Source organism: Peptoniphilus faecalis (assembly GCF_012976305.1).
Classification (GTDB): Bacteria; Bacillota; Clostridia; order Tissierellales; family Peptoniphilaceae; genus Peptoniphilus_A; species Peptoniphilus_A faecalis.
The window spans coordinates 60,853-73,156 of the sequence record NZ_JABDSR010000008.1 but is presented as its reverse complement, the minus strand read 5'-3'; the positions used below and the strand labels follow the sequence as shown (position 1 = coordinate 73,156).

At 30.6% G+C, this 12,304-nt stretch carries 8 protein-coding genes, 1 pseudogene and 1 other annotated feature (1 of these 10 cut by a window edge); of the genes and pseudogenes, 5 read left to right on the top strand and 4 right to left on the bottom strand.

Annotated features, from left to right (window positions below; all coding sequences use genetic code 11):
* The first annotated feature begins 101 nt into the window (after nucleotides 1-101).
* The 5 genes and pseudogenes from HKO22_RS06805 to HKO22_RS06790 all read left to right on the top strand — a co-directional run bounded on the left by HKO22_RS06805 (nucleotide 102) and on the right by HKO22_RS06790 (nucleotide 5,473).
* Nucleotides 102-1,292 carry an FIVAR domain-containing protein gene (locus HKO22_RS06805; RefSeq protein ID WP_169969472.1) on the top strand — a complete coding sequence of 397 codons (1,191 nt, stop codon included), beginning with the start codon at nucleotides 102-104 and terminating at the stop codon, nucleotides 1,290-1,292.
* 152 nt (nucleotides 1,293-1,444) lie between these two features.
* Nucleotides 1,445-2,585: pseudogene (locus HKO22_RS06800) on the top strand (IS256 family transposase).
* Between the two features lie 277 nt (nucleotides 2,586-2,862).
* Nucleotides 2,863-4,302: an ArnT family glycosyltransferase gene (locus HKO22_RS06795; protein ID WP_169969470.1), complete on the top strand. Its 1,440-nt coding sequence runs from the start codon at nucleotides 2,863-2,865 to the stop codon at nucleotides 4,300-4,302.
* Nucleotides 4,299-4,709 (top strand): GtrA family protein, encoded by a 411-nt coding sequence (locus tag HKO22_RS11155; protein ID WP_407947282.1) that lies wholly within the window; start codon nucleotides 4,299-4,301, stop codon nucleotides 4,707-4,709. The genes HKO22_RS06795 and HKO22_RS11155 overlap by 4 nt, the downstream gene beginning before the upstream one ends.
* 8 nt (nucleotides 4,710-4,717) lie before the next feature.
* Entirely contained in the window at nucleotides 4,718-5,473 is a 756-nt protein-coding gene (locus HKO22_RS06790; protein ID WP_169969468.1) for a glycosyltransferase, read from the top strand.
* A 232-nt stretch (nucleotides 5,474-5,705) separates the two neighbouring features.
* On the opposite strand, the gene HKO22_RS06785 is transcribed toward HKO22_RS06790, so the two are convergent.
* The 4 genes from HKO22_RS06785 to HKO22_RS06770 all read right to left on the bottom strand — a co-directional run bounded on the left by HKO22_RS06785 (nucleotide 5,706) and on the right by HKO22_RS06770 (nucleotide 12,112).
* Entirely contained in the window at nucleotides 5,706-6,509 is an 804-nt protein-coding gene (locus HKO22_RS06785) for a C39 family peptidase (protein WP_169969466.1), read from the bottom strand.
* 462 nt (nucleotides 6,510-6,971) lie between these two features.
* Nucleotides 6,972-7,472, bottom strand: a complete 501-nt coding sequence (locus HKO22_RS06780; RefSeq protein WP_169969464.1) for a hypothetical protein — start codon at nucleotides 7,470-7,472, stop codon at nucleotides 6,972-6,974.
* A gap of 696 nt (nucleotides 7,473-8,168) precedes the next feature.
* The gene (locus HKO22_RS06775) at nucleotides 8,169-9,464 is read right to left on the bottom strand and encodes a bifunctional folylpolyglutamate synthase/dihydrofolate synthase (RefSeq protein WP_169969462.1); all 1,296 of its coding nucleotides are present in this window, start codon (nucleotides 9,462-9,464) and stop codon (nucleotides 8,169-8,171) included.
* Nucleotides 9,461-12,112: a valine--tRNA ligase gene (locus HKO22_RS06770; protein ID WP_169969460.1), complete on the bottom strand. Its 2,652-nt coding sequence runs from the start codon at nucleotides 12,110-12,112 to the stop codon at nucleotides 9,461-9,463. Before HKO22_RS06770 ends, HKO22_RS06775 begins: the two co-directional genes overlap by 4 nt.
* 59 nt (nucleotides 12,113-12,171) lie before the next feature.
* Nucleotides 12,172-12,304, bottom strand: a binding site (T-box leader); it runs 69 nt beyond the window's last position.

The following is a 12,304-nucleotide window of genomic DNA, read 5'->3' as shown; positions in this document are numbered from 1 at the left end:
AAAAATAAGTCTACATTTACCGGATTGTAATTGATTTGTAATTGATTTCCAATAGATTTCTTGTATAATAAGTTTAACTTATATTTTTAGGAGGAATAAAAATGAATAAGAAAATTATATCACTATCTTTAGCAGGAGTTGTGCTTCTATCTACAGCTAGTCCTGTTTTTGCAACTACTGAAGCTAAAGCTGAAGTTAAAGAACCTACTAAGGTAGAAAAAATAGTTAAAGACGCAAAAGAAGCTATGACTGAAACTAAAGATAATGCTAAGGAAAAAGTTAAAGAAGAAAAAGTTGCTCTTACACTTGAAGAAACAAAAGAAGCAATTAAAAAAGAAATCGCTCAAGAAAAGGCTGTTCGTGAATCTGAAGCATACAAAAAATCAGATTTAAAAGTTCAATCTAATTACGAAAATGCAATTGCTGCTGGAAAATCACTTCTTGATGACGATAAAGCTACTCAAGAACAATTTGAAAATGAACTTTTCAATCTTAAAGATGCAGTTAAACAACTTGGCTTTAAAGCAGATAAAAAAGTAGAAGAAACTAAAACTGTTGACGTTAAAGCTACTACACAAAAAGTTAAACTTGATGGTAAAGATGTTGTTATATATGGATACAATATCGACGGTTTCAATTATTTCAAACTAAGAGATTTAGCTAGCGTATTAAAAGATACTAAAGCAAAATTCGGCGTTACTTACAAAGATGGCGTTGTTACTTTAACTAAGGGTAGCGACTACAAAGTTGCTGAATCTGACCAAAAAGAAGTTAAATCTGAATCTAAGGGTATGCTTACTAATGATAAAGTTTTAGTTGGAGATAAAGCTCTTACTGCTACTGCTTACAAGATTGACGATAACAATTATTATAAATTGAGAGATCTTGGCGAAGCTCTTGGATTTGCTGTTGATTTTGATAAAACAAATAACACTGTTTTATTAGCTTCTGAAACTAAAGAAGAAAAAGCTACTCCTACACTTGAAGAAACAAAAGAAGCTATAAAAAAAGAAATTGCTCAAGAAAAAACTGTTCGTGAATCTGAAGAATACAAAAAATCAGATTTAAAAGTTCAATCTAATTACGAAAATGCAATTGCTGCTGGAAAATCACTTCTTGATGACGATAAAGCTACTCAAGAACAATTCGAAAACGAACTTTTTAATCTTAAAGAAGCAAAGGAAAAACTTGGCTTTAAATCAGATAAAAAAGTAGAAGAAACTAAAGCAGCTAAGGAAGATACTAAAGCTAATAAAGAAGAAACTAAGACAGCAAAAGAAGAAACTAAATAAGAAACATTGCAAAATATTTTAATGATTTTGTCAAAAAGGAGACTGTGAAAGAGTTTGTGTATGAAGAATCCTCCTGATAAAATAATACTAATCAGGAGGATTTTTAAATGCCAAGAAAAAGACCGGAAACTAGATTAAACAAAATATCAAAGATGTTAATTGAAGAATATCAACCAGAAACAGTACAAGACCTACAAGAAGCCTTGAAAGATCTTCTAGGAGACACAATGGAGCAAATGTTAAAAGCAGAGTTAGATGAACATCTAGACTATGAATATGGTGAAAAGCCACTATCCTTAAACACAAGAAATGGTTCAAGTAAGAAAACAGTTAAATCATCATATGGAAACATAGACCTAAACATTCCAAGAGACAGAGAAGGATCTTTTGAACCACAAGCATTGAAAAAAATATCAAAAAGATATATCAAACATAGAAAACCAAATAATATCCATGTATGCAAAAGGTATGACAACAAGAGACATATCAACTCACATAAAAGAAATCTATGGATTTGGAATATCAGAATCCATGGTAAGCAAAATAACAAATAAAATACTACTAACTATTGAAGAATGGCAAAATAGACCCATAGAAAAAGTATATCCATTTGTATTTTTAGATGCAATACACTATCATGTAAGGGAAAATAACATAGTAGTAAAAAAAGCAGTATATATAGCCCTAGGATACAATACCGAAGGATACAAAGAAATCCTTGGAATGTGGGTTGGAGAAAATGAATCAAGTAAATACTGGCTATTGGTATTAAATCAATTAAAAGAACGAGGATTAGAAGATATATTAATAGTTTCAACAGATAATTTATCAGGATTTAGCCAAGCAATAGAAAGTGTATATCCAAAAACAGAAATTCAAAAATGCATAATCCATCAAATAAGAAATTCAACAAAATTCGTATCATATAGAGATATAAAAGAGCTAATGAAAGACTTAAAAACAGTATACAAAGCATCAACAGAAGAACTAGCATTAAATAATCTAGATATATTTGAAGAAAAATGGGGCAAAAAATACCCAATGTGTGTAAATTCATGGAGAAATAATTGGGCTGAATTAGCAACATATTTCAAATATCCAGAAGGAATAAGAAAACTAATATATACAACAAATAGCATAGAAAATTTTAATAGACAACTTAGAAAAGTAACTAAAAACAAGACAATATTTCCAAGCGACTACGCCCTACAAAAAAGCCTGTATCTAGCGATGGTAGATGCTTCAAGTAAATGGACGAGCAGAATAAGAGGGTGGGACAAAATACTCTCATAACTCGAGATATATTTTGAAGGAAGAATAAAAGAAGAGCAAAAACAACCCCTTTTTGCCCTTTCAAGAGTAAATTATTTGAATACCAATTAGCAAAAAAGGTAATTTTAAGAAGAAAATCTTGACTTTTTAGTTTGCTTATGACAATATTAAGATATAGATATCCACAAAGAGATATTTTTAATGAGAAAAATATCAGTTCAACCCAATCAGGAGAGCTGATACACAAAACTTTTCATACTACTGTTTTTTTAATTATGAATTATTAAGGAGGATTATTTTGAAAAAGTCCTTTAAAAATACAATTTTAATTTCAATTATTTTTCTGTGCTTTGTTTTATTGCTATTTGATACACTTAACAATGCACCTTGGGAAGTGCTGTTGTCGTGGCGACAGTCCGATACATATTCAATCGCCGAAATTTATAAAGAAGAAGGCATAAATCTTTCGAAGCCCAAATTTTTTTATGACGGCGCAGAAAAAAACATAGTTCAACTCGAACTGCAAATTTTGCCAGCTCTCGGTGTTTTAATTTCAAACATTTTCAAATTCGATATAATATTTTCACTCAGGCTGATTTCAGTATTATTTTTTCTGGGTTCGGCGATATTTATGTATTTGACGGCGAGCCTTTATATGAAGAGTACGTTTGCGATTTTTTCGATGGCGGTTTATATGCTGACACCGCTTTCACTGTTTTTATCACGGGCGATTATGCCAGAATCGGCGGCGTTGTTTTTTTATCTGGGCGGCGTGTATTTTATTTTTATGCGCTTTAAAACAAAAAAGAAATCTTACGCATATATTTCCGCAATTTTTATGGCATTTGCGATACTTGAAAAAATTCCGACGGCGTTTTTCGGATTGGCGGTCATATTTTATTATTTAAAAGAAAAAAAATTAAAAGCGATAAAGAGTGTAGAATTTTATTTATACGGAATTATCGCTTTGTTGCCGGCGATTTGCTATTTCGGATATACGAAAGTAAAATCCGTTTCAAATCAGCAATTCGTTTCGGGCATTGCGAACAAACACATATTTTCTGCAAAGCTTGGCGATATATTTAATATTCAAACACTGAAACTTCACTTTAACATTTTTATGGAATTTTTCGGCATCATCGTCGTAATACTTGCAATTTTCGGATTTTTATTCGTCTTGGCGGAGAAAAAATATCGAAATCTTCTGCCGTGGATTATTTCAATGGCGTTGGAAGTTTTAACAATTTGCGCAATCATAAAATTTGAATATTATTATATTTTTTTTGTACCCGTTACGGCGATGCTTTCGGGTATAATATACAACGAGATTTTTAAAAGGCGAAAAGGAAAATACATTCTGATGTCGATCGCAATCGCATTTTTGATAATTGAAGCATTTATGACGAAAGAAAAATATATGAAAGTCGACGAACATTTAGACCACAATATAAATACAATCAGGATGCACAAAGATGCAGATGTTCCGTTTGGCATAAATTATGCAAGTCCCGTCTATATCGACGCCTTAAAAACGGAAGGCGCAAGGATTGGTTTAAATCATTTTGACAATGTGCCAAAAGACAAGACATTGGAGATAGAATATTGGATTGACGAAGGCATAAAAAATTTCGTCCTTTTAAAACCGTGGGGTAGCACTGAAGAATTTTCAAAAATCTTGGACAATTATGGTAGAATAATCTATGAAGATGAAAATTTGTTTATTTATAGGATAGAATGATGATAAAAAAATTGTTAAAAAAATACGAGCGCTTGATAAAATATGGATTGATTACGATTTTTATAACGATTTTGGATATCGCAGTCGGAAGAATTGCATTGAAAATTGGACTTAACATAGTAATCTCAAACACATTGGGAGTGGTTACGGGGTCGATTTTTCAATATATTCTGACGCTGAAATTTGCATTTAAAAACGCATATTCAAAAGAAAATTTTCTAATCCACGTTAGCACATTTTTATTCGGACTTTTAATTGCAAATATCGTCATAAAATATGCATATAACGCATTTTTGCTGCGATTTTCGGAAAAATTGAGTTTTTATATAGCAAAAACTTTATCGATAGTGTCGACATTTTTTATCACATATGTCTTGAGACTAAATTTGTATAAAAAATTTGAATGAGGAAGATTATGCAAAAAATAATGTTGGGATTGCCCGCATACAATGAAGAAAAAAACATAGGATTGTTGATAAACTGTGCAAATAAAGAGGCAAAAATTTTGGCGGAAGATTATGGATTTTCATTAGAAATCGTACCGCTCGACGACTGCTCAACCGACGAAACGAAAAATTTGATGATAAAAAAGAAAGCCGAATACGGAAACGTCATTCCTATTTTTCACGATAAAAACAAAAATCTCGGCGGCGGAATGAACACGCTTATAAATTATTTTTTAAAAAATTATGAGCCGGGCGACATTTTGATAATTATGGATGCCGACAACTCACACGACCCCAAGTATATGAAAAATTTGATTGAAAAATTAAACGAAGGCTTTGACATTGCAATAGCATCAAGATATCAACAAGGTTCAAAGACGTATGGCGTTCCGAAATTCAGACTTTTTATGACATTTTGTGCAAAGATTTATTATATGATCGTTTTAAATATAAAAGACATAAGAGATTATACGTGCGGATACAGAGCATATAAATACGAAATTTTAAAATCTGCAGACGATACATATAAAGGCGACATAATCGAAAATACCTCATTTGCATGTATGATGGAGCTCATTTACAAATTATATAAAATCGGCGCGAAAATCGGCGAAATTCCGTTTGTATTGCGATATGACAAGAAAAAAGGTGAAAGTTCGATGAATATAAAAAATACGACAAAGACGAGTTTAATTACGGCGCTTAAATTGCGATTTAATAAATAAAAAATCCGACATTGTCCACATTGTGTAATTTTTAATATTTTGCAAAAAGCCATGGATTCAAAGAAAATTCATGGCTTTTTATATACTATTTTTATTAAATTTTTAAATGTGTAATGTTAATTTCCTTCAATAAAGCTATATTATAAAAACTAAGTCTCAAAAATTATAGACATAAAATTTAAAGTTGCTACTATATTCTCGATTAAAATAATAAAGTCATACTCCCTTTAATTTATTCTTTGCTAATAGCCCATGCTCCCTTTATTTGTTTTTTTATTTTCTCATAATTCCATCTATTTATTGAATTATAAACTGAATTTGGATCATTTAAAATGAGTCTACCTCTATCATCTAAGCCACATGCCAAGAGTATATGTCCCTTATCTGTAAAATATCCGGGACCTAGAGATAAAATTACATAATTCCCCTTCCCAAGTTCCTTTGTTATTTCACTTTTCATAATTCCATGTACATTTACACCTTGAGCATTGAGGTAATCACAAACAAGATTCCACGAGCTCATTCCATCATCCACATATCCATTTTTCTCCGCATACTTTGCAATTTCTTTTGGACTTTTATCTATTCCACATCCACTTAAAGCCATTGATAAAGTAGTTGGCATACATCCTCTTGTAGCGATTAATCCTCCTGCATATTTAGAATAGCCCCAACGCTTATCATATTGAAGATAAAACTTTACAGGATTATTGACGCCAAATTCTTCACTTTTCTTTGCAAGACTTTTGTCGTCCTTTAAATATCCAAGAATAAAACCCAGTGCTTCTTCTCTTTTTGCTGCAAGTTTGACTAAATCGTCTGGCAATTTATTTATATTTTCATAGATATACGCATAATCTTTATTGTCTTTTGCCCTATCTTTTATTACTTTAATACTGCTAGAAAGGTCATCATACCTTTCAAAATTTTCATCGCTCTTTAGATTCACTTCATTTGAATTATTTTCTTTTAAATAAATTCCCCTTGCAAGAAAAATTATTAAAAAAATAATGATTACAGTTCTAATCTTTTTCATATCATCACCATAATCATTATATAAAATCATTTTTACAACTTTATTATAAAGTTCTTACAAATTTACTAAATATTGTAATCGTAATTTAAAATTTTTGCTCTTATTTTAAATCCACTACTATCTTTATTTTACATGATATCATCAAAAATTCTTGTTTCTTTACCTATGTAATAATTATAATGTCTATCTTCATTATAGATTGTAAATTTAAATTCGACACAAGAAGTTTCAATAAATGTCTATGTTCACTATTAAAATTTTTATATGGAAATCTCTGAATTTAAAAAGAAAATTTAGCCTCACAATAATAGCTGTTTTTATACAAGATGCTATGAAATATTATTTACTTTAGTGTATTTTTCATGTTTTTAGATTATTATAAATCTTATAGCACATAAAAAACTTATTTCCTAAGTCATTCATTCTATAAAAAATAGGGAGAATTTAAATTCTCCCTACTTTTTATTTTAATTTCTGTGCTCCGCCTAAACTTTCTAACACATAATTTGTATTTTCATCTATAACTTCTACACTTAATTCTACAGTTTGTGCTTCTTGATTAATTTTTATTCGTTTTTCAAGTTTATGAGCGTTTTCTTTTTGGTCACTACTTGTATTTAATTGTATTTCATCTACTATATTAGAACTATCATCATAAAACTTTAATAATCCTCTCGAAGTAAATACTTTTGATTCTCCAAGTACTATACTGTAGTTTATTTTAGCAGTCCCATCACTGAAAAGAACTATCCTTCCTTCTGCTATGTCTAACGGTACTGATGTATTATCATCTCCATCACTACCCCCTATAATTCCAACACTTGACGCAGAGTCGCCATCATCATTAATATATGTATAAACTGCCCTCACATTAACTTCATTTATTTTTTTTGGTTGATTTAAAAGATATATGAATACACCTAAAAAACAAATGGCTATTAATATTAATATATTTTTTTTCATATTAAAAACCCTCCTTTGTTTTTTTATATGTAAATGATATCGTAGATATAATAACTTGTCAATTTTAATCAAATACTTGAAAATATTTTGTTATATAACTATTATAGCAAGCACAGTAAGTGCATATGCATTTACTAAAAATTGAATAAGAATACCACGAATATATCACTTATTTTTATCCATTTTACTTATTTTGAATATCCTCAAACCCCTAAATTTATAATAATTAAATTCGTCACAAACTCTTATAGTAGTTCCAACATAAACTTGAATATTATCTCAAAAGTGATAGATTATAAAATAATAGAAAATTAAATCATGGGATTTCCGGACGAAATATATAGGATAAATTAAACCTGTAAGTCAAGTTGTTTTACTTGAATTTACAGGTTTTTATTTTTTTATATTTATTAATAATTTTACTAAGGAAGCTATTATTAAAAGTGATTTTCGGAAATATTTATTGTCTTGTGTTGCTTATCTCTTTTTTTCTATCTTATATAATAGCTTAATAATATCCGGACTATTAATTATCTTCTTGATGTTTTCGTTTTATGTGTTTTTACATATACATATATTCGTGATAGCAAAAGAAATAAAAAATAATGACTATGATTCTAATCTTTTTCATATTATAACCATAGTCATTATATAAAATCACTTTTAAAAATCTATTTCAAAGTTCTTACAAATTTTCTAAATGCTATATTCATAATTTAAAATTTTTGCTCTTGCCTCGCTTACAAAGTAAAGAGACCCTGTGATTAAAATTAAATCGCCCTCTTCATATTTTTCTTTGTAATAATTTATTGCATCCTCCACTTTCATAACTTCTGCTTTTAGTCCATAATCAGATGCCTCTTTTTTTAGTTCCTCTGGATTTGTTCCCCTCTTGTAATCTAAATTTACAAAAATAACTTCATCTGTAAAGCTTGAAATTTCCTCAAGCATTTTTTTATGCTCTTTGTCGGATAAAATTGACATTATGAGAAAAAGTTTTTTGAATTTAAAATTGTCAATTGCCTCTACTAGTTTTTTTATGCCGTCAAAGTTGTGAGCACCATCTAAAATAATTAGTGGGTCCTTTGATACAATTTCCATTCTTCCCTTCCAAGTTGAATTTTTTATTCTTTCCTTTATCTTTTTAAGATCAATTTTTAAAATCCCTTTTTTATTTAAAAGATAGAGCGAATAAATTGCTCCAATAGCATTTTCCACTTGATAATCACCAATCTGAGTAAGGGAAAATTCTTCCCAATTATCTAACTTTAATTTAAAGTCAATGCCTGTTAAATTAGATTTTACAACCTCACTTTCAAGGTCCTTTGTATAATAAATTTCTGCAGATTTTTCTTTTGCTTCCTTATCTATCACTTTGAGGACTCTCTCATCTCTATTTGTAGTTACTACAAGTCCCTTTTCTGTAATTATACCTGCCTTTGCACTTGCAATTTCTTCAATTGTATTTCCTAAATATTCCATGTGGTCCATGGAAATTGATGTGATTATTGAAATTAATTTTTCACGGCTTGTGAAAATATTTGTGGAGTCGGCACGACCTCCCATGCCGACTTCCAAGATTGCTACATCAACTTTTTCTCTTTCAAAATAAATTATCGCCATAATTGTCAAGAATTCAAATAGGTTTAGTTCGCCATATTCATCAATTATTTCTGCTTCTTTATCAATTATAAATTCGCCAATTTCTGCAAAATCTTCTTGTAAAATTTCTTTGTCGCCAATTTTTATTCTATCGCAATAGGTTATCAAGTGAGGCGAAACAAAAGAACCAACTTTATAATCTTCTTTTAAAACGTCCTTTATAAAATTAACTGTTGAACCCTTGCCATTTGTACCTGCAACGTGAATTACTTTTAGATTTTTATGAGGCGACCCATTTTTTTCCAAAAACTTTTTTATTCTAACATTGCCCTTTGACTTAAATTTGCCAATTCTATGCTCAATATTCTTTACAACTTCAAGATATGTCATAGGTTTTTTTCTACCTTTGAGATTTGTGCTTCTATTGTTTTCAAAATTTCTTCGTATTTTGTAACTTTTTCTTTTTCTTGCTCAATTAATTTTTCAGGAGCTTTTGAAACAAATCCTTCATTTGAAAGTTTGCCCTTTGCTCTTTTTAATTCAGCCTCTGCTTCTTTTTTATCCTTTTGAAGTCTCTTTAATTCTTTTTCAAAGTCAACAAGTTCCTTTAGCGGAAGTTGGATTTCTGCTTTATCTAAAACAATGGCAATATTTTCTGAATTTTTTCTTCCTTCATCGTCAGTTATTTCAACAGAATTTGAATAGCCAAGATTTAGCAGAATTCCTTTCATTTCCTCAAAGATTTTCTTCACTTCGTCGTCCTTTGTGTAGACAATTGTGTTAGATTTCTTTGAATTTTCGATATTCATTTCACTTCTTGCATTTCTAATTTCTCTAATTGCATTTTCAATGTATTCTGTTGCTGCTTCTTCCTCTTCAAATACAAGTTTTTCATTGTATTCTGGCCAGCTAGAAATAATTAAAGCATCCTTTCTATTAGGAAGTGCTTGCCAAATTTCTTCTGTAATGTATGGCATAAATGGATGAAGAAGTTTTAAAATATTCTCTAGTACATATAATAGAACTTTTATTGTGTTTGTTTTTTCTTCAACATCGTCAGAATATAAAACTGGCTTTACAATTTCGATATACCAGTCGCAGAAGTCAGACCAAATAAAGTCATAAATGTCATCGGCAGCAAGTCCAATATCGTATCTCTCTATTTTATCAGTAATTTGCTTTATGACTTTTTGTAATTTTGAAATTATCCACTTGTCTTCGTAATGAAGTTTTTCCACATCAAAGTTTGAATCATCAATTTCATCAGACATATTCATCATCAAAAATCTTGTAGCATTCCATAATTTATTAGCAAAGTTTCTATTTGCTTCAACTCTCTTTGTATAGAATCTCATGTCATTACCTGGAGTATTTCCAGTTACAAGTGTAAATCTTAAGGCATCTGCACCATAATCTCTTATGATATCAAGTGGATCAATTCCATTTCCAAGAGATTTTGACATTTTTCTTCCTTGATCATCTCTTACAAGTCCATTTAAAAGTACATCCTTAAATGGAAGTTTGCCAGTTTGTTCAAGTGCAGAGAATACCATTCTAATTACCCAGAAGAAAATTATGTCGTAACCAGTTACAAGTACATTTGTTGGATAAAAATAATTATATTCAGGTGTGTTCTCTGGCCAACCCATAGTTGAGAAAGGCCATAGTGCAGAGGAGAACCAAGTGTCCAATGTGTCTTGGTCTTGCGTGTAGGTTTTATTTTCATGTCCCTTAGTATTTGATGGATCTTCTCTAGAAATTACAATTTCATCATCGGTGTCAGAATACCAAACTGGAAGTCTATGTCCCCACCAAAGTTGTCTTGAAATATTCCAGTCGCGAATATTTTCTAGCCAATTTTCATAAATTTTTCCAAATCTTTCAGGAATAATATTTAAATTGCCCTTTCTATATTCTTCAAGAGCCGGCTTTGCAAGTGGTGCCATTTTTACAAACCATTGCTTTGATATAAGTGGTTCTATTACAGTTTTACATCTTTCGCAATGGCCAACAGAATTGTGATGATGTTTCTTGCCAATGTAGAAGCCAAGTTTTTCAAAATCTTCAATTATTTTCTTTCTCGCTTCATACCTTTCCATGCCTGCATAAGCACCTGCATTTTCATTTAGATGTCCTTTTCCATCCATAATGACTAATTGACCAAGATTATGGCGAGCTCCAACTTCGAAGTCGTTAGGATCGTGAGATGGAGTGATTTTTACTGCACCAGATCCAAAGTCCATTTCAACATATTCATCGGCGATTATTGGAATCTTTTTATTATCCATTACTGGAATCATTACATATTCACCAACTAAGTCAGTGTATCTTTCATCCTTAGGATTTACTGCAATGGCAAGGTCTCCAGGGATTGTCTCCGGCCTTGTAGTTGCAATTTCAATTCCGCCTTCTCTATCTGCAAAAGGATATTTGAAATACCAAATATTTGAATCTGTTTCAATGTGTTCCACTTCTGCATCAGAAATTGAAGTTTCACAAGATGGACACCAGTTTATAATTCTATTTCCTCGATAAATAAGTCCCTTTTCGTAAAGTTCAATAAAAACTTCTTCCACTGCGTGAGACAAATTATCATCAAGGGTAAAACTTTGCCTAGACCAGTCGCAAGAAATCCCCAACTTTTTAAGTTGATTTACAATGTTTCCGCCGTATTCGTGAGTCCATTCCCATGCTTTCTCTAAGAATTTTTCTCTTCCAATATCTTCCTTATTAATTCCTTCAGACCTTAGTTTTTCTACAACTTTTGCCTCTGTGGAAATAGATGCGTGGTCAGTTCCAGGAATCCAAAGTGTAGAGTAACCTTGCATTCTCTTTGTTCTAATTAAAACATCTTGAATTGTATTGTTTAGTGCATGACCCATGTGAAGATTTCCCGTTACATTTGGAGGAGGCATTACTATTGAATAAGGTTTTTTATTCTCGTCTACCTCTGCTCTAAAATAATTATTTTCCATCCAATAGTCGTAGATTTTTTCTTCAAAATCCTTTGGATCATAAGTTTTGTTTAACTCTTTCATTTTTCCTCCTAAATTATATTTGTGAATTTAATTTTTATATAATAAAAACGCCTTCCATCCATAAGGACGAAAGACGCGGTACCACCTTAATTTTTATTTTTCAATAAACTCTCTATTATCTTTAACGCGATAAACCGTCTCTGGCTACTATTTTTACCAAAGAAGCAAAAAAGCTACAATCGTAAAGTTTAT